Origin of the sequence: Duganella sp. Root198D2 (genome assembly GCF_001428585.1) — a bacterium.
Taxonomy (GTDB): Bacteria; Pseudomonadota; Gammaproteobacteria; order Burkholderiales; family Burkholderiaceae_D; genus Rugamonas.
Map to the genome: position 1 here is coordinate 59,198 of NZ_LMIC01000044.1, position 19,081 is coordinate 78,278.

13 protein-coding genes are annotated in these 19,081 nt (G+C 61.0%); 8 read left to right on the forward strand and 5 right to left on the reverse strand.

Annotated elements, in window-relative coordinates; all coding sequences use genetic code 11:
- The first annotated feature begins 31 nt into the window (after positions 1-31).
- On the forward strand, positions 32-2,911 hold the full coding sequence (gene gcvP, locus ASE26_RS22180) for an aminomethyl-transferring glycine dehydrogenase (protein ID WP_057246964.1): 2,880 nt from the start codon (positions 32-34) through the stop codon (positions 2,909-2,911).
- A gap of 68 nt (positions 2,912-2,979) precedes the next feature.
- Entirely contained in the window at positions 2,980-3,309 is a 330-nt protein-coding gene (locus ASE26_RS22185) for a hypothetical protein (protein ID WP_055924312.1), read from the forward strand.
- Here ASE26_RS22185 and ASE26_RS22190 read toward each other — a convergent pair.
- Positions 3,306-4,829, reverse strand: a complete 1,524-nt coding sequence (locus ASE26_RS22190; RefSeq protein WP_055924315.1) for a hypothetical protein — start codon at positions 4,827-4,829, stop codon at positions 3,306-3,308. The two genes, ASE26_RS22185 and ASE26_RS22190, sit on opposite strands and share 4 nt — an antisense overlap.
- A gap of 3 nt (positions 4,830-4,832) precedes the next feature.
- Complete coding sequence (locus ASE26_RS22195) at positions 4,833-6,173, reverse strand: hypothetical protein (protein ID WP_156397814.1); 1,341 nt, start codon at positions 6,171-6,173, stop codon at positions 4,833-4,835.
- Positions 6,174-6,361: 188 nt separating this feature from the next.
- On the opposite strand from ASE26_RS22195, the gene ASE26_RS22200 reads away from it, so the two are divergent.
- Together ASE26_RS22200 and ASE26_RS30885 are read left to right on the forward strand one after the other, a co-directional pair.
- The gene (locus ASE26_RS22200; protein ID WP_055924320.1) at positions 6,362-9,595 is read left to right on the forward strand and encodes a winged helix-turn-helix domain-containing protein; all 3,234 of its coding nucleotides are present in this window, start codon (positions 6,362-6,364) and stop codon (positions 9,593-9,595) included.
- 19 nt (positions 9,596-9,614) lie between these two features.
- On the forward strand, positions 9,615-10,070 hold the full coding sequence (locus ASE26_RS30885; protein ID WP_156397815.1) for a hypothetical protein: 456 nt from the start codon (positions 9,615-9,617) through the stop codon (positions 10,068-10,070).
- 124 nt (positions 10,071-10,194) lie between these two features.
- Here ASE26_RS30885 and ASE26_RS22210 read toward each other — a convergent pair whose 3' ends face one another.
- Complete coding sequence (locus ASE26_RS22210; protein ID WP_055924326.1) at positions 10,195-11,133, reverse strand: fatty acid desaturase family protein; 939 nt, start codon at positions 11,131-11,133, stop codon at positions 10,195-10,197.
- A 189-nt stretch (positions 11,134-11,322) separates the two neighbouring features.
- On the opposite strand from ASE26_RS22210, the gene ASE26_RS30890 reads away from it, so the two are divergent.
- The 4 genes from ASE26_RS30890 (at position 11,323) to ASE26_RS22230 (ending at position 16,640) form a co-directional block, all read left to right on the forward strand.
- Positions 11,323-12,153 carry a GlxA family transcriptional regulator gene (locus tag ASE26_RS30890; protein ID WP_055924329.1) on the forward strand — a complete coding sequence of 277 codons (831 nt, stop codon included), beginning with the start codon at positions 11,323-11,325 and terminating at the stop codon, positions 12,151-12,153.
- A 97-nt stretch (positions 12,154-12,250) separates the two neighbouring features.
- Positions 12,251-14,215, forward strand: a complete 1,965-nt coding sequence (locus tag ASE26_RS22220; RefSeq protein ID WP_082507054.1) for a TonB-dependent siderophore receptor — start codon at positions 12,251-12,253, stop codon at positions 14,213-14,215.
- Positions 14,215-14,754 carry a YfiR family protein gene (locus ASE26_RS22225; RefSeq protein ID WP_055924332.1) on the forward strand — a complete coding sequence of 180 codons (540 nt, stop codon included), beginning with the start codon at positions 14,215-14,217 and terminating at the stop codon, positions 14,752-14,754. Before ASE26_RS22220 ends, ASE26_RS22225 begins: the two co-directional genes overlap by 1 nt.
- Complete coding sequence (locus ASE26_RS22230) at positions 14,751-16,640, forward strand: bifunctional diguanylate cyclase/phosphodiesterase (RefSeq protein WP_057246965.1); 1,890 nt, start codon at positions 14,751-14,753, stop codon at positions 16,638-16,640. The genes ASE26_RS22225 and ASE26_RS22230 overlap by 4 nt, the downstream gene beginning before the upstream one ends.
- Positions 16,641-16,785: 145 nt before the next feature.
- On the opposite strand, the gene ASE26_RS22235 is transcribed toward ASE26_RS22230, so the two are convergent.
- On the reverse strand, positions 16,786-18,417 hold the full coding sequence (locus tag ASE26_RS22235) for a peptide chain release factor 3 (protein ID WP_055924337.1): 1,632 nt from the start codon (positions 18,415-18,417) through the stop codon (positions 16,786-16,788).
- A gap of 56 nt (positions 18,418-18,473) precedes the next feature.
- Positions 18,474-19,073 carry a hypothetical protein gene (locus tag ASE26_RS22240; RefSeq protein ID WP_055924340.1) on the reverse strand — a complete coding sequence of 200 codons (600 nt, stop codon included), beginning with the start codon at positions 19,071-19,073 and terminating at the stop codon, positions 18,474-18,476.
- Between the last annotated feature and the right edge of the window lie 8 nt (positions 19,074-19,081).

Sequence of the window (19,081 nt, forward strand, 5' to 3'; positions counted from 1 at the left end):
TTTTCACATTCTGGCCAAGAGATTTCCCACCATGACCCGCACCAGCCTGACCCAACTTGAAGCCCGCGATGCTTTCATCGCCCGCCACATCGGCCCGGAAGCCGCAGAACAGCAGCAGATGCTGGACGTGCTCGGCTACGCAAGCCGCGCCGCCCTGATCGACGCCATCGTCCCGCCAGGCATCCGCAACAAGAGCGCCCTGCCCCTTGGCCAATTCATCCAGCCGCTGCCGGAAAACGAAGCGCTGGCCAAGCTGAGAGGCATCGCCTCCAAGAACAAGGTGCTGAAATCCCTGATCGGCCAGGGCTACTACAACGCCCACACCCCGGGCGTGGTATTGCGTAACATCTTCGAAAATCCGGCCTGGTATACCGCCTACACCCCGTACCAGCCAGAGATCTCCCAGGGCCGCCTGGAAGCGATCCTGAACTTCCAGCAGGTGCTGATCGACCTGACCGGCATGGCCATCGCCAACTCGTCCATGCTGGACGAAGGCACCGCCGCTGCCGAAGCCATGACCCTGATCCAGCGCGTCGGCAAGTCCAAGTCGAACACCTTCTACGTCGCCAACGACGTGCTGCCGCAGACCCTGGAAGTGGTGCAGACCCGCGCCGAGCCGCTGGGCATCACCGTCAAGACCTTCGACCCGTCCGAACTGGCCGGCGTCACCGACGCCTTCGGCGTGCTGCTGCAGTACCCGGGCGTGAACGGCGTTGTGCGCGACTACCGCGCCGCCGTTGAAACCGTTAAAGCTTCCGGCGCCATGGTGATCGTTGCCGCCGACCTGCTGGCCCTGACCATGCTGACCCCTCCGGGCGAATGGGGCGCCGACGTGGTAGTCGGCAACTCGCAGCGCTTCGGCGTACCGCTGGGCTTTGGCGGCCCGCACGCCGGCTACATGGCGACCCGCGACGAGTACAAGCGCTCCATGCCGGGCCGCCTGGTGGGCGTGACCGTGGACCAGAACGGCAATAAGGCTTACCGCCTGGCCCTGCAGACCCGCGAACAGCACATCCGCCGCGAAAAAGCGACCTCCAACATCTGTACCGCACAGGTGCTGCTGGCCGTGATGGCTTCCATGTACGCCGTCTACCACGGCCCTAATGGCCTGAAGCAGATCGCCGAACGCACCCACCGCTACGCCGGCATCCTGGCTGCCAACCTGAAGTCCCTGGGCTACTCGGTCAACGAATCCTTCTTCGACACCCTGACCGTCGCCACCGACAAGGCCGACGCGCTGCACGCCGCCGCTGTTGCCGCCGGCATCAACCTGCGCAAGATCGACGCCAAGCACGTCGGCGTATCGCTCGACGAAACCTGCGACCGCGACACCCTGGCCGCACTGTGGAACGTGTTCAGCGGCGGCAAGGCTGCCCCTGACTTCGACGCAGTGGAGGCAGCGGTCGGCACCAGCTTCCCTGAAGCGCTGGTGCGTACCTCCGCGTACCTGGAGCACCCGACCTTCAACCGCTACCACAGCGAAACCGAAATGCTGCGCTACCTGCGCTCCCTGGCCGACAAGGACCTGGCGCTGGACCGCACTATGATCCCGCTGGGTTCCTGCACCATGAAGCTGAACGCCACCAGCGAAATGATCCCGGTGACCTGGCCGGAGTTCTCGACCATCCACCCATTCGCGCCAAACGACCAGACCGTCGGCTACCGAGAAATGATCGCCCAGCTGGAAGAAATGCTGTGCGCCGTGACCGGCTACGCCGCTGTCTCGCTGCAGCCTAACGCCGGCTCGCAAGGCGAATACGCCGGCCTGCTGGTGATCAAGAAGTACCACGAGTCCCGTGGCGAAGGCCACCGCAACATCTGCCTGATCCCATCCTCGGCACACGGCACCAACCCTGCATCGGCCGCCATGGTGGGCATGCAGGTTGTCGTTACTGCCTGCGACGACAAGGGCAACGTCGACCTGGCCGACCTGAAAGCCAAGGCGGAACAGCATTCCAAGAACCTGGCATGCGTGATGGTGACCTATCCTTCCACCCACGGCGTGTTCGAAGACGGCATCACCGAACTGTGCGAAATCATCCACTCGCACGGCGGCCAGGTGTATGTTGACGGCGCCAACATGAACGCACTGGTTGGCGTAGCCGGCCCAGGCGCGTTCGGCGGCGACGTATCGCACCTGAACCTGCACAAGACCTTCTGCATCCCGCACGGCGGTGGCGGCCCAGGCGTCGGCCCGATCGGCGTTGGCGCACACCTGGCCAAGTTCCTGCCTAACCAGCGCTCCAACGGCTACGTGCGCAGCGAAGACGGCATCGGCTCGATTTCGGCCGCACCGTTCGGCTCCGCATCGATCCTGCCTATCTCCTGGATGTACATCGCCATGATGGGCGGTGAAGGCCTGACCGCCGCAACAGAAACCGCGATCCTGAACGCCAACTACGTTGCACGCCGCCTGGCGCCGCACTTCCCGGTCCTGTACTCGGGCCACGACGGCCTGGTAGCGCACGAGTGCATCCTGGACCTGCGTCCGCTGACTGACGCCACCGGCATCAGCAACGAAGACGTGGCCAAGCGCCTGATGGACTTCGGCTTCCACGCGCCGACCATGAGCTTCCCTGTTCCAGGCACGCTGATGATCGAGCCGACCGAATCCGAGTCCAAGGTTGAACTGGACCGCTTCATCGACGCCATGGTCGCCATCCGCGCCGAAATCGCCAAAGTGGAATCGGGCGAGTTCGACAAGCTGGACAACCCGCTGAAGTTTGCCCCGCACACGGCGGAAGTGCTGCTGTCCGACAAGTGGGACCGCAAGTACAGCCGCGAAGTGGCAGCCTACCCGGTACCATCGCTGCGCAAGCAGAAGTACTGGCCGCCAGTCGGCCGCGCCGACAACGTGTACGGCGACCGTAACCTGTTCTGCGCCTGCATCCCGGTCAGCGACTACGCATAAGCGAACGCTTGCCTGAAACGCCAAACGCCGGTACCGTGAGGTGCCGGCGTTTTTTTAATGGAATCTGAATGAAGCAATCTAATAAAGCAGCCCTGTTTTCAGGACTTGGCTTCCCCGGCCTTGGCCAACTGCTCGTGCAGAAACGCACTGTCCGCGGCCTGGTCTTCATGCTGCCGGCGCTGGCGGCGTTCTCCTGGCTGATGTACGGCCTGTGGAAAGCCACCTCGGTGCTGATGGATGAAGCCCTGAGCGGCGTCCTGGCGCCCGACCCCATCGCCATTACCCAGCGCCTGACCAAAGCCAGCATCGTACCCGGCGCCTCCATTGCAGGCTGGATCCTGCTCGCTTGCTGGATCGCCAGCATCGCCGACGCACTCCTGGTGCGCGACAAGCCTTAAGCTACGCTGCGCGCCACCCGCGCAGCGCGCTGCACATCCTGCGCTTCGTCATCCCAGACTGCGGCCTGGGTAATTTCTTCCGCTCCAACCTGGGCGCCATCGGAATTAAACCGCAGCCAGGCCAGAGCGCCACCGGGCGTGATGCCGATTGCATGCACCCCGCCGTGGTTCGGCGCCGCTATCAGGGCTGCCATCACCAGCGTGGTGGCAATCGGTACCGGCATGCCCCAGTGGCCGCCCTGCTTCCGGCACACGAGCCACAGCCCGCCAGCACCGTCGCCGTAAGCCAGGTGCTCGCCAATCGGGCTCGCTTCGCTCCACACCACGCAAGCACCGCCGATATTGGCAACCGGTTGCGGGACCGACTGCCCGCCGCGATAGACCACGATGCTCTCGCCTGCCACAAACACATCCGGCACGTTCGGAACGTTGGACGGTGCCAGGTGCAGGTTGGTCGCACGGCGCGGCAAGCCCTGGTAGTCGATCGCAATACCCCACGACGCGGCGCGCGCAAAGCTATTGAAGCGCAGCGTGCGGCCGCAAGGCGTATCGTTCAAGCGCCAGGCGCCCGGAACGCGATAGCTGCCGATTGCCGTCGCCAGCGAATCCGCGCCATCCTGCTCCTCCCATGCTGTCAGCGGACCTTCGACCGCAGCGTTGAAATACCAGGTGTTCGCTGCCGTCACCAGCACCATCGGGACCGCACCCGATTGCAGCAAGCCAAACGAAATGCGCGTTACATCGTGCTCCACTTCCGGCACATGGCGCGGCGCCATGCCGCGCATCGTCTCCACCCAGGCAGCTTCGTCGAGGTGGTTAGGGATGCCGACCGCCACATGCAAAGTCGGCCCGCCGCCGCTGGCCCAGGGCGCGACCGCCAGCGCCAGTGCGATCGTGCCATCGGGCGACTGCTGCACGTCCAGCGCCTGCACCTTGCCCGGTTTGTTCAAGGGCAACATGCCGCTCAGGTCCGTCTGCGACCAGCGCCCGAATGGCGTGCGACGGAACATATACAGCGAACGATTGGCTCCGACCGTGAACACCAGCGGCAAGCCGGAGGCGTCGCGCACCACGAACAGCGGTGAACGCGCCATGGCGGGCGCTGCGCAAGGGCTGGAACGATAGCCCGATTCGTATAGCGGCACCAGCTCCTGCCGCACCAGTGCCGGCAGGTCGCGGCCGGACGTCACCTGGCTGCGCCAGTACGCCATGTCAGCCGGCTGCGACGCATCGTAGCGGTCGAACACCGCGTTATAGGCCCGCAGCAGGCGTTCCTTCACATCCAGCTCCGCCAGTTCCGGGCGCGCCAGCAATTGCAGCGCCAACTCGGCGCGGCCGCGCACGGCCTCGCCCTGGCAACTATACAAAGTAGTCCACGACAGCGCTTCGCTCGCCATCGGCTCCCGTTGCAGCACAATGCGCGCCACGCGCGCGGCAGCAAAACTCAGGGCGCCCGATGCATTGGCGCCACCCCATTTCCGGACCTGCGCCACAGGCGCAGATGTCATCAGCACAGACATGCTTCATTCCCCCAGTTCGATTTCTATGTCACCAGACTCGTTGATGCGCAAGTCACGGCAACCCAGCTTGCGCCCTGGGGCCAGTCCCTCGGCAACGGCGGCAAACATGTCGCCGGTAGCCGTTGCCAGGAAACCGGCAATATCCTGTTGAACCGCGGCCAGGCTGGCGGCATTGCCTTCCCACCACAGGTTCATGCGCTGCACATTCAGCAAGTGCGGCAGCGGGTCCGACACCACGTAAATGCCCGTGGTCCCGGCATCGGTGGCCGGCACACCCTTGCGCGCCAGCGCGGCAACGCCTACCCGGCCGTTCTCCACCAGCCACTGCAAGCGCAGCGACCATTGCAGGGTGGCACGCGCCCAGGCCTTGCCCATATAGCTGCGCTGGCGCGACAGCGGCAATTCCTGCTTCACGCTGTCCCATTCATAGCGGCCCAGCACGCTGCTGATATCGATGGTCGGGCGCGGCACGCCGTCCGGGCCGGCTTGGCGGCCCATGGTCACCATGCATTGCAAGTCCTGCTCCGACTCGCGGTCATGCAAGGTACGGTTGGCCTCCTGCCAGTTCAGCAGCACGTGGTCGCGATAGATCCAGCCATTGCTATTACGGATGAAGCGGGCGCGCAAGCCATTCCTGAGTGACGCCTCGACGCCGGATTTCTCGTTCTGGCAGTCCTGCGAATTGACCTGAGCCACTCCCTCGCGCGAGGCGACATAGTCTGGCAAGGAGTCCAGGCGACGCTGCAGCTTCTCCACCACCATTGGGTAAATGTATTGGCGCAGGAAGCTGTCGCGTTCGATCACCGCGCGGCGCATTGCCGTTTTGTTGAGCACGGCCGGCGCCAGGGTGCGCAACCAGTTGCCAACTGCAGTGATAAAGAATTCCTTCAGCGGGCCGTTGTCGCACGGCATGTGAGATTTATCTACATCACACAGGGCCGCTTGCAGCACCAGGCCGCCATATTCATTGACCGCAGCAGTGAACTCCAGGCGCCAGCCAGCGACCGACTGACGCAGGATCTCGCGCCGGCCATAGGCGTTGTAAAAGCGCAAATTCCCGGACGAAAGGGTCAGTGTCAGATGGGCAGTGTTTGGTGCCGAGGAGTCATAACGGATCTCGACCGGACGCAGCTCAACCTTATCCTCGCCTTCCCCGCCAAGCGCCAGGCTGCCCACTTCCATGCTGCCGTAACGTATCTCATTAGGAAACTCCCCGGCGGCGCGCATGGCGTCAATCGTGCTTTCCAGCAACTTTCCAGAGGTGAACCAGCTGGCGGAGAGCTGTTGCACTGAAGTCGTGGTGTCAGCCCCGATTTCAAAAAATACCGCTTTAGTTGTGACCATTTTTGCTTTTAAGAATGTTAAGATTTGGCCGTTTGGCAATGACTGCAATGTAAGAAAAAAAGCCTTCCCTCGCCTTCCGGAAATCTTCCGAAGGCCGGAAGGAAACCTTCCGGACCGGAAGAATTGCTCCGGAAGGTTTCTAAGTCATTGATTTATAAGAGACAGATAAGAAGAAGGTTGAACAGGCCATGGAGTTTCAATTCGGCGACTGGTTAGTCAGTCCAGAAGCCAATCTCGTCAGCAATGGGGATGCCAAGACGCAACTCGAACCGCGCGTGATGGCGGTGTTGCGCTATCTTTGCCGCCATCCGGGGGCGGTAATTCCGGCGGAAGAGATCCTGCAGGCTTGCTGGGGAAGCAATGAACTGGGCGATAATCCGGTCCACAAGGCCATCACCCAATTGCGCCGCGCCTTTGGCGATTCGAGCACCGAACCGCGCTATATTGAAACGATCCGCAAGCGCGGCTATCGCGCCATCGCGCCCGTCATCACCTTCGCCGCCCCGCCCTCTACAACCTGGGAAGGCGGTTCACCATTCCGTGGCCTTGAGTCATTTCAGGAAAACCACGCAGCCATTTTCTTCGGCCGCGTGCAAGCGACTGCCCAGCTGCGTGAGCTGGTTCTGACCCAAGCCGCCCATGGTTGCCCCATGGCACTGGTACTCGGACCTTCCGGCTCCGGAAAGACTTCGCTGGTCCGCGCTGGGCTGCTGCCACAGTTAATGGCCGGCGCCATCCGCTCCGACGAACCGGTCGGGCTATCCAGCACTGTCTACCTCGACTGCGCCGACCTTGGCAGCGGTACCCTGTTCCAGGCGCTGGCTGGCGCCTTGATCGACGCCGACATTAACGGCGAGCCGCTTTTCCCCGGGGCCAGCGCCGACAGCCTGGGCCAGCGCTTGGTTTCCGATCCTGACGCCGTGGCCGCCGAGTTACAAGCACGCGCATGTCCCCGCGCTTCGGTCGGGGTATTCATCGACCGGCTCGAAGCAGTCTTCCGTGCGCAACCCGGTGAAGCCGACCGCTTCATGGAAGTTATCGAATGCCTCGCGAAATCGAATTGCCTGCTGATGCTGATGGCCTGCCGAAACGACTTCTATCCCGAGGTGATGGCGCAGCCAATTTTGCTTGCGCTGAAATCACGCGGCGGCCATTTCGACGTACTGGCACCGGACGGCGCGGATTTTGCTCAGATCGTTCGTCAACCAGCGTTGGCGGCCAGCCTGACTTTCGAAAAAGACGAAGCGACCGGAGCCAGCCTTGACGATGTACTTTGTGATGCTGCCCGTGGGAACCCTGACACTTTACCGCTACTTCAATACTGTTTAAACGAGCTGTATCGGCAACGAAATGAGAATGGGCAACTACAGTTTTCCGTGTATCAAGAACTCGGTGGGATCGACGGCGCAGTCGGAGTCCGGGCCGAACAAGTGGTTAGTGGCCTAACCGAAGTACAGCTGGGCGCGCTGCCTCGCGTTCTCTCGTTGTTGGTAAATATTGGCGAGGATCAGGCCTCGGTCACCTCTCGTCGCAGCCCGCTTTCTATGCTACGCACCGAAGATGAGCGTGAACTGGTGCGAGTGATGGTTGAGGCACGCCTCTTCGTAAGTGAATTGGCTGGCGAAGTTCCAAGCTTTGGCGTAGCCCATGAAGCCTTACTGCGTCGCTGGCCGCGAGTATCTGCGTGGATCGATGGTCACCGTCAAGCACTGCAACTACGAACTCGATTACATGGGCAGGCCGAGCGATGGCAACATGCAGAGCGCCGTTCAGACCTTCTCATACCCCAAGGTATGCAAACGCACCAAGCTGCAGAACTTTTGCACTTACAAGATTTTGCGCTTGCACCACTTGAGCTCGATTTCATTCGGCAATCCATTGCGCGCGCAAAGATCCGTGAACGCATCAATATCACAGTGATTTCAATTATTGTCCTGCTGGCCATCCTCTCCGCAGTTCTTGGAATTAGCGCGCGAAATTCACAACGTGAGTCTGAAGAGCACCGAATTGAAGCAGAAGGATTAATGGGGTATATGCTTGGCGACTTCGTCGAGAAAGTAAGGCCGCTAGGAAGACTGGAGCTGTTGGATGACGTTAGTTCAAGGGCGCTTCAGTACCTTACAACTACCAAACATTCTGCAACGACTCCAGAATCCGTGGCACAACGCGCAAAAGCGTTACAAGTCATCGCGGAGGTAAACCTCTCACGGGCGACGCCTGCGAAAGCTAAAGAGGCATTGTTAACTGCACGCGAGCTCTTGCAATCACAGGGTTTGTCGGACCGAAATCAGGAAGCACATCTCAAAAGCTTAGGCACGAATGCTTATTGGCTCGGGTTGGTTCACCTGAAGCAAAGAGATTTCGGAAACGCCGAACGCTATTTCAACGAATACAGAACGGTAAGCGAACGGTGGCTTGCGATCGCGCCTGAAAACGTCGATGCAATAATCGAGCTAGCTTACAGCCACAGCAATCTTGGAACCCTTGCGCTACGTCAAGGCAACTTGGAAAGCGCTGCGTCGTATTTTTCCACTTCTGTGCAACTCAAAGAAAAGGCACTGAAAAGGCGAAAAAACGCCGAGCTTTCGGGTGGTTTAGCCAACAGCATTGTCGGACTCGCGGCGGTGGAGGTTAGGCTCGGACACCTCACCAAGGCATACGAGCTGTATGCTCAGTCTGTGCAATTGCTTCAGGAATTGCTTGCACAGTCTCCGAACGATGCAACTTGGCGGTTAAGGCTTAGTAACACGTTACGCTTTCAAGGTGAACTTAGCGTGGCGATGGGCCATTCAGTCCAGGGAATCAAGAAGTATCAGGAAGCAAATGTGCTTCTCACCCATCTGGTTCAACAAGATCCAAGCAACCAAGACTGGTTTTACACTTTGGCGGAAAACCAGTTGCGAATCATTCGCGAAGGGCTAATTGCGGGCGAACTCAACCCTACAATGTCTAGCCTGGATACGCTACTCAAGAGCATTTCAAGCATCCATAGCAATGAACCGCAAATGGCCCGAGCAGGAGCACTCAAAGGAAGAATCAACGCGCTCAAGGGCGAGGTGTTGCTTGCGGCCAAGCAAGCTCCCGATGCAACGAACCGTTTCAGCGCAGCAATAACCGAACTTGAGGGCCTGCTTGGAAAAAACAAATCTGATGCGCTGCTACTTGAAAACTACGTTCTTGCGCTGCTTGGGCAAGCACACGCTCGTGGCTGGAAAACATCGGAGTCTCAAGACGACTGCCGTAAGGCGCTGAGCACTTTGAAATCTTCGAATGGCGATCTTCGCGATTTTCATTTCATCGTTCCATCGGCGATCGCCAACCAATGCTTGGGAAACCGCGAAGAGCTTGCCGAAGACAGGGAGAAATTAAATCAAATAGCGTACCGTGACGAGCGCTATCTTCGAATCATATCGTCGCAATAAACAAAGAAAAGGGACTCCCATGACAAAAATCCAAAACTCACCGGCTACGGCACCGGTTATTCAGGTCCAAGTTGTTGCGACTCCTGAGATCGACCCAACGTCGAAAAAAGTAAAATACATTACAACCTTTACCCCGGAAAAGATCAAAGCGACCCAACCCGATACTATTTTGAGCTATGAACTCGTGACGCCAACCCCGTCAGGCGTGAAGTTCAAATCGGTTAAAGTTACTGGCAAGAAGCCCGAGCAAATCAGTCCACCCACCATTAGCCAAAGCGGAAAAGTAATGGTGTTGACAGATGCCAATACTTTTAGAGAAGTCTTAAGTCTGACAATCCGCTTCAAGGATTCCGATGCGGTAGAGTTCGATGTGGACCCTGAAGTAGAGAACGATCCAGGCGAGTTTGAATCTCACGATTCGCCCGCGCCAACGGTAATGCGCGAGCCAGAAGTCGGTAACGACCCTGGCGAATAACTTTATGACGAAGATATTCTGACAGTCGCCGGCAGCGGTCATATTGACCCGTCGGCGTCTACATTAATGTTCGAAAAGACGATTCCCCGACTATTGAAAGTAGTTCGGTTTAAGTCAAAGTTCATCAGCGCATATTGTCCAAGGCGCCGCGGGCGCCGCTAATGCGGCGTACCGCCGCGTTTCCATTTGTGGCAGTACAGCGGAGGATTACGGCCCAATACGATGTGGCGAGGCACGAGGTGCCTTCGAAGTAACCACGTTCACGTAGCACCTTATGCAGCGCTGGCAGTTTGTAGCCAGGTACGGTTGCGGCCATGTGATGTTCGACGTGGTAGTTGACGAAATTGGGCGCGACCAGCAAGCGCGCAAGCGGGCCAGCTAAAGTGGTGGCTGTATTCCGGCGCGGGTCGCGGTCCATGTGGTCGGGGACGCCGCCATGCTCCCCCATCACGCGCAGGCGGACCAGTAGCGGGAAGACGAACAACTGCCCCAGCCACCAGCAACCATAGACTTGGGGCACTCCCAGCGCCCACAGTACGGTGAAAATCATCCCGTGCATCACGAACACCGGATACAGCGCGCCACGATCGGTTGGCCGGAACTGGTAGGCGATCCCTTTCACACCATTGACTCCGGAGATGTCGCGCAGCAGTTTGCGCAGAAGGCTGGCCCGCGTCGCGGGATAGCTGGTGACGAAGGCCAGGTCCGGGTCATCACCGGTGCCTGCCCTGCGGTGGTGATCAAGGTGACCGCGCCGGTAAGCGGCGTAAGGCACATTCGGTAAAGCGCCGAAAATCCATTTCCCCATCCACTGGTTCACGCCGCGCGAGGTGAAGAAGTTTTCGTGTGCGGCATCGTGCGTCAGGATCGCGAAGCCAAGCGCGCGGCCTGTGAGCAGCACACTGGCAAGGATCCATGCAACCGGGTGATGCCACAGCGCAGGGAGCGCGAAGCCTGCGGCGACCAGCGCCACGTTGACGATCACGACGCCGGTGGCGCGCCAGTTGTCGGCCGTGGTGAAGGCACGGAGCTCTTGCTTGTCAATGTAGGAGAGGATGTTCATGCAGCCATCCTAGCCCCGGCATGTCGGACGCATGGTACATTATTCGCCATGTCACATACTTTTTCAGCCATCACGACAAGCATTTACATTGACCACAATTGCTGGGCGGGCGGCGTCATGCTGATTCGCGAGTTGTTGGCGGTTGCTGGCACTTTGAATGCTCGTGAGCCTGATTTGCGAGCGGCAGCAATGTTCGAGGTATCGCTGGTTGGACCGACCATGCAACCGGTGCGTTCCTTTACTGGGCCGGCTCTGCTACCCGAACGCAGCCTGCGCAACGCCCTCCCGGCCGGCATACTGGTGCTGCCCTCCTTCTACGGGGACGTGCCCGCAAGCCCTGCCCTGCTGCGTTGGATCACCAGGCATTACGATGCCGGCGGCTGCATCCTGGCGTCTGCAAGCGGCGTGCGGATACTGGCGGAGACCGGCCTTCTCGATCGACGCGACGCCACCTGCAACCTGGCCGACCGGCGCGCGATCGCAGCAACGCGGCCGGCAGTGCGCCTGTCACCGCAGGCAGCGCTCGTTATCGATGGCAGGCTGATTACAGCAGCCAGCATTACGCCCACCATCGATGCATGCGCGCATCTGGTAAGCCGCTTCCATGGCGAGACGGCGGCTTTGAAATTCGCTCGCTATGCGAACTCGGCGCGCCAGTTGGCGGGCATCGGCGTCGCCGGCGGCCAGCAGGAACATGGCGATGCACGCATGCTGGTGGCGCAAAGGTATATCGAACAACATAGCTGCGCCGGCATCACGCCCGATGACGTGGCGCGCCACATCGCCATGAGCCAGCGCAACCTGGCGCGGCGTTTCAGCGCGGCGCTCGGGGTCACCCCGGTGCAGTACATTCTTCAGTGCCGCATCGCGCAGGCCAAGCGCATGTTGGCAAAACCTAACGTGAGTTTGCGGCGTGTCGCGATTGAAACCGGTTTCAGCGATGAAGTGGTTTTCCGGCGCGCTTTCAAGCAGGTCGCAGGCCAGGCGCCAAGTACGTGGCGGGCGTTGATCGACAGCTAACGGTTGTTGTTTAAAGGTGCCGGCCAGGCCTGCTGGGCTGTACATTCCCGCAGGGCAATGCCACCATGTGAACACACGATAAAAACAAACCATCGGGATGAGAATCACAGCACTGCAAGGCCTCCTCTACAGGCCGCTGGCAGTCTTGCTGCTCGCGGCGGCGAACGCTTGCGCGCAAGATGCCGACTTGACTACTTTGCCGCTTGAGCAATTGATGTCGATGGAGGTGTATAGCGCCTCGCGCTTTAACCAGAAAGCGACACAAGCGCCTTCGAATGTAACCATCCTTACTTCGGCCGATATTCGCGCCTACGGATGGCGCACGCTCGCAGACGCCTTGCGCAGCATTCGCGGCCTGTACACCAGCAACGATCGCAGCTACAGCTACCTGGGCGCGCGCGGCTTCCTGCGTTCGGGCGACCTGAACACGCGCTTCCTGCTACAGATTGACGGCACACGCATCAACGATCCGGTATTCGACCAGGCCCAGCTTGGCGGCGAATTTCCGCTCGACCTGGAGCTGGTGGACCGCATCGAATTCGTTCCAGGCCCGGGATCATCGATTTACGGCGCCAACGCATTTTTCGGCGTGATCAACGTCATTACGCGCCGCGCTGCGGACCTGGAAGGACCGCGCGCCATGCTGGAGGCGGGCCAGGCCGGCACGCGCTCCGGCAGCGCAACTTATGGCTGGCGCGATGGCGATGCAGAATTGCTGTTGTCGGCCAGCCGGGGCCTGAGCGATGGCCGCGATTTGTACTTCCCAGAATTCCAGGGCACGGCGCAAGGGCTTGACTGGGAACGCATTACCCACCTCTTCGCACGCGCACAGTTTGGCGAATGGTCGATGACGCTGCTGGACGGCGCCCGCACCAAGGGCATGGCCACGGCCTCCTACGGGCAACCGTTCAACGTCCCCGGCGGCCAGACGCTGGATCGCCTGCGCCTGGCGGAAGTTGGCTATCGCAGCCAGGTGCTGCCGATGCACGGCGAATTGACAGGCCGCATCTTCCACGGCGATTATCATTACGAAGGACTCTTCGTCAACAACGAACCATTCGGCTCGATCAACCTTGACCAGACTCGCGCCCGCTGGTGGGGCGCGGAAGCCAGCCTGTTCCTGCAATTGACGGCCACGCAGAAACTGGTCGTCGGCGCCGAATACCAGTACAACAGCAAACTGACGCTGCAGAACTACGATATCGAACCGCGCATCGTCTACCTCGACGACGTGGCATACGGCAAACGCCTGGGCATCTATGCGCAAGACGAAATCACGCTGGCAGAAGGCCTGCTGCTGAACGCCGGAGTGCGTTATGACAGGGAATCCAGCACCGGCGGCGTGTTCAGCCCGCGCCTGGCGCTGATTGCCGAAGTGGCGCGCGAGACAACGCTCAAGGCCATCTACGGCAGCGCCTTCCGCGCCCCGAACAGCTATGAGCTGTTCTACGGCATCGACGGGCAAGGCGGCCAACTGGCAAATCCAAACCTCGGCCGCGAGAGAATTCGCAGCCACGAGCTGTCTCTGGTGCGCCAGCTTGGCCCGAACGCGCGCTTTACGCTGACCGTCTATGCGAATCAGGCGTCTGGCTTGATCACCGAAGTCGATGACGAGGAGCTGGGCTTGCCGATCTTCCGCAATGTCGGCCGCAACCGCGCCCGCGGACTGGAGATGGAATATGAACGCTCCTGGAACAACGGGGCCAGGATGCGCGCCAGCCTGGCGCGGCAGCAGGTGAGCAACGCCGCCGGCGAAGTCAATTCACCGCGCTGGCTGGCAAAGCTGAATACCACTGGGCACCTATCCGGCGCCTGGCACGCAGGCGTGGAAGGCCAGTATGTCAGCGCGCGCGGCCTGATTGGCGGCGGCGAGGCAGGCGGCTTTGTGCTGGCCAACCTGAACCTCTTTTCCGTCGGTCTTACGCGCCACCTCGACGCTTCGTTCGGCGTGCAAAACCTGTTCGACCGCCACTACGCCGATCCTGTTTCGCTGGGCTACCGGCAACGCTCCATGGAACAGGATGGACGCCGCGTCTACTTCAAGCTGAAGGCGGCCTACTGATGATGCGCCACCTTTTCGCCCTCCTGCTCCTGCTGGTGATAGGAGGCGAGCAGGCGCGCGCCCAGCTTCCTGCTGGCGCGGACGAGGCGGAACTGAAAGCAGCCATACTGTTCAACTTTGCGCTGTTCACCGAATGGCCTGCGGACACCCTGCCCGCCAATGCACCGCTGCGCCTGTGCGTCTTCCAGGGCAACGCCTTGCTGACGGCACTGAGCGGCTTGCAGGAGAAACAGGTCAACGGGCATCGCGTTTTGGTGCGCACGCTGCCGGCCACGCCTGGCGGAGCGCAACTGGCGACCTGCCATTTATTGGTGCTGGACGCGCAGGACCGCGAACGGTGGGCGCTGCTGAAGCATGACCTGGCAACCAGCAGCGTGCTGACCATCGCCGATGACCGGATCATTGGCGCCAACGGCGCCATGATTTCCTTTGGTATCGATAATCGCCGCGTGGGCTTCGACGTGGACATGGTGCCCGTACGCCAGGCGCGGCTGACCCTCAGTTCCAAGCTATTGCGGCTGGCAAGGAGTGTGCAATGAAGTCGCGCGCCAAAACCGCGCTGTTGCCAATCGGCAGCAAGGTAGTCCGTTCCACCATGCTGGCGGCGGGCGCCGCACTATGCCTGGCCGGCATGCTGATGGTGGTGTTCCAGTTTATGGCCCTGCGCAGCACCTTGCTGCGCGACCTGCAGGTGCAAGCCCGCATTGTTGGCAACAACAGCACGGCCGCCCTGCTTTTCAGCGACGCCCGCGCAGCGGAGGAAATTCTCAACGGCCTGTCCGCCTCGCCCAGCGTGCAAAGCGCGAACATCATTGTCGGCAGCACGCCGCTGGCGCAGTTCCGCCGCAATGCCGCGCCAGTGCCGGAGCTGCCGATCAGCGAGGCCGGCGAATCCCTGCACGAATACGGCATGGACTACATCGAAGTGCAGGAGCCAATCACAGTCGACCACAAGCTTATCGGCAGCGTTTCGATCCGAGCCACCCTGCTGCCGTTATACCGGCGTTCGCTGGCCTTCGCCACTTTCACTGCATTTGCCACCCTGGGTTCGTTTGCACTGGCATGGCTGCTGGTGCGGCGCATGCGGGTCGCGGTAGCGCAGGCGGAGCAGAACCTGCACGTGCTGGCGCATATCGATCCCGTCACCTGCCTGCCAAACCGCAATGCGTTCAACGACCGGCTGGCCCATGCCCTGAAGCGCGCGGACCGCCAGGAGACCAGCGTCAGCCTGCTGCTGCTGGACCTCGACAACTTCAAGGTCGTCAACGACACCCTGGGCCATGATATTGGCGACATGCTGTTGCGCCAGGTTGCCGAGCGACTTGGGCAGATGCTACGCAGCACCGACATCATCTGCCGCATCGGCGGCGACGAATTCGTGGTGATCGTTGAACCGGCCGACGATGAATTGGAACCGGACCAGGTGGCCCGCAAGATCCTGCGCGCGCTGGCGGATCCTTTCATGGTCGAGACCCATCAACTGTTTGTCAGCGCCAGCATCGGCGTCAGCGTGTATCCGAAGGATGCCCCGAATGCGGCGGCGGTGGTGCGCTGCGCCGACATCGCGATGTACCACGCCAAGAACAAGGGCAAGAATGCCTACGAAGTCTTCCACGAGGAGATGGCGCATAGAGCCAGCAAGCGCCTGGCGCTGGAGGCCAACCTGCGCAAGGCCTTGCAGAACAACGAGCTGTCCTTGCATTACCAGCCGCAGATCGACGTGCGCACTGGCCGCATGTGCGGCATGGAGGTGCTGGTGCGCTGGCATTGCGCGGCTTTGGGCGGCATGGTGAGCCCGGCGGAGTTCATTCCGGTGGCGGAAGAAAGCGGCGTGATCGTGCCCTTGGGCCGCTGGGTGCTGCAAATGGCGATCCGGCAGGCCGCCGCTTGGCGCAAAGCAGGCTTGATGGAGGACATCGAGCACGTCGCGGTCAATGTGTCTGCTTGCCAGACCAAGGATGCACAGCTGATGTACGAGGTGCAGGCCTTGTTGATGGAGACCGGCCTGCCGCCTCGCTTGCTGGAGCTGGAGATCACCGAAGGCGTGTTGATGGAGAACGTGAACGCCAATATCGCCTTGCTGCACAAGATACAGGCGGCCGGCATCCATCTCTCGATCGACGATTTCGGGACCGGGTATTCGTCAATGGCTTACCTGAAACGCTTCCCGATCGACCAGCTCAAGATCGACCGCAGCTTTGTCAATGCAGTGCCGGGCGATGGCGCGGCGATTGCGAAGGCGATCATTGCGATGGCGCATTCGCTGAATATGACGGTGGTGGCGGAGGGTGTGGAGACCGAGGAACAGGTGGCCTTCCTGTCGGATGCGGGGTGTGATGTGATGCAGGGGTATTACTTTGCGCGGCCTATGCCGGCGGAGCAACTGGAGGCGTTGCTGCGCGAACGCCGCCTGTGGGCGGCTTAGGAAACCGGTAAACCAGGGTCTGACCCGCAGGGTCAGCCCTGTCAACTCAACCGCTAGGGGTTGGTTTTAGGCCGTTGATTTTCGTCGAGAGTCAAAGGCCTCAAACCCAACAAACGGCTGCGGGTCAGACCCCGCCTTACCGGTTTTAGTCCAGCTTGGTCGCGTGTTCGCGCGTTGCGTGGAAGGTCAGCTTCGGCCAACGCTCCTGGGTCAGGCGCAGGTTGACGCCGGAAGTCGCCAGGTAAGCCATATTGCCCGCAGCGTCATAAGCCACGTTATGGCCCAGTGCCGCCTCGAAGTCGGCCAGCATCTTCTTGTCGTCGCAGGAAACCCAGCGCGCAGTCGAAATCGAAGTGCCTTCGAACACCGCATCCACGCCGTATTCGTTCAACAGGCGGGAAGCCACCACTTCGAACTGCAGCACGCCGACCGCGCCCAGCACCACTTCACCGCCCAGCACTGGCTTGAACACCTGCACCGCGCCCTCTTCGCCCAACTGCTGCAAACCCTTCTGCAGTTGCTTGATCTTCAGCGGGTTACGGATACGCACCTGGCGGAAGAAGTCCGGCGCGAAGTAAGGGATGCCGGTGAACTGCAGCATCTCGCCTTCCGAGAAGGAGTCGCCGATCTGCATATTGCCGTGGTTCGGCAGGCCGATGATATCGCCCGCGTAAGCCTCTTCCACCTGTTCGCGCGAAGACGCCATGAACGTCACCACGGACGACACTTTCACCTCGCGGTTCAGGCGCAGGTGCTTGACCTTCATGCCGCGCTCGAATTTGCCCGAGCAAACGCGCAGGAAAGCAATACGGTCGCGGTGCGCCGGGTCCATATTGGCCTGGATCTTGAACACGAAGCCGGAGAACTTCTCTTCGGTCGGCTGCACGGTGCGCACCGAAGCGTCGCGCGATTCCGGCGCAGGCGCCCAGTCGACCAGCGCGGACAGGATCTCGCGCACGCCGAAGTTGTTGATCGCGGAACCGAAGAAGACCGGGGTCTGCTTGCCAGCCAGGAAGTCTTCCAGGCTGAATGGATGGGAGGCGCCGTGCACCAGTTCCACCTCCATGCGCAGCTGGTCCATCTCCATCGGGAACATCTCCTGCAGGCGCGGATTGTCGATGCCCTTGATGACCTCGAAACCCTGCAAGCTCTCTTCGCCAGCGCGGAACAGCAGGATCTCGTCGTTGATCAGGTGGTACACGCCGCGGAAGTTCTTGCCCATGCCGATCGGCCAGGTCACCGGCGCGCACTGGATCTTCAGCACAGACTCAACTTCATCCAGCAGCTCCAGCGGATCGCGGCATTCGCGGTCCAGCTTGTTCATGAAGGTGACGATCGGCGTATGACGCATGCGGCAGACGTCCAGCAGCTTGATGGTCTGCGCTTCCACACCCTTGGCGGCGTCGATCACCATCAGGCCCGAGTCGACCGCGGTCAGCACGCGATAGGTGTCCTCCGAGAAGTCCTGGTGCCCGGGGGTGTCGAGCAGGTTGATAATGTGGTCGCGGAATTCAAACTGCATCACCGAGGAAGCCACGGAAATGCCGCGCTGCTTCTCGATTTCCATCCAGTCGGAGGTGGCGTGGCGGCCGCTCTTGCGCGCCTTGACGGTACCGGCCATCTGGATCGCGCCCGAGAACAGCAGCAGCTTCTCGGTCAGCGTGGTTTTACCCGCATCCGGGTGGGAAATAATGCCGAAAGTACGGCGGCGAGCGACTTCGCGCGCAATCAGCGCGGGGGTCTTGCTCGAAGATTGAATTTGGATATCGTCAGACATGATGGCAGCCAGCGGTTGGCGCAGACGGAAAACCCGCTATTTTACCACCACTCCCCTCACATCCGGAGGGCGTAATCGAGCATCACTTGCAGCGCCACGTGGCCGCGCACGGCAATACGCCCGATACGGCCGGGTTGGAAGCGAACGCTGGCGAAAGCCGCCAGCAGCATCTGCTTTTCTTTCTCGGACATTGGCGAATCCAGGGCGACGCGTTCGACGGCGCCTTCATCGCTGATCCAGACTTGCAGGTCTACCGCTTGCGGGGTAATGCCCGGCACTACCAGCAGTTTGCCGCCAACCAGGCCTTCCGCTACTTCCGGCTGCTGCGTCATGGCGCTGGCGCCGAAGTAATGCCTCTCTTGCACTTCGACGCCGTCGTTCCCGCCCGCTTCCGCCTGAGGCCGCAGCTCGGCAGCTGGTGCCGGCCTGCTGGCCGGCACCGCCGCCGTCAGATCCGCCGCGGCCAGCGTCACCCTGTCTTGCGCTGCCGGCCGCACGGCACCGACCAGGCGCACCATCATGGCCGGACCTGGCTGCGCCGCGTTGCCGCCTTCCCTGGCGACGCGGCTTGCATGGCCCACCAGGAACAGCGCCAGGCCGACGTGCACCAGCGCCGATACGGCCAGCGCCAGCCAGGGGCGGAGACGGCTCACCATCACAGGCC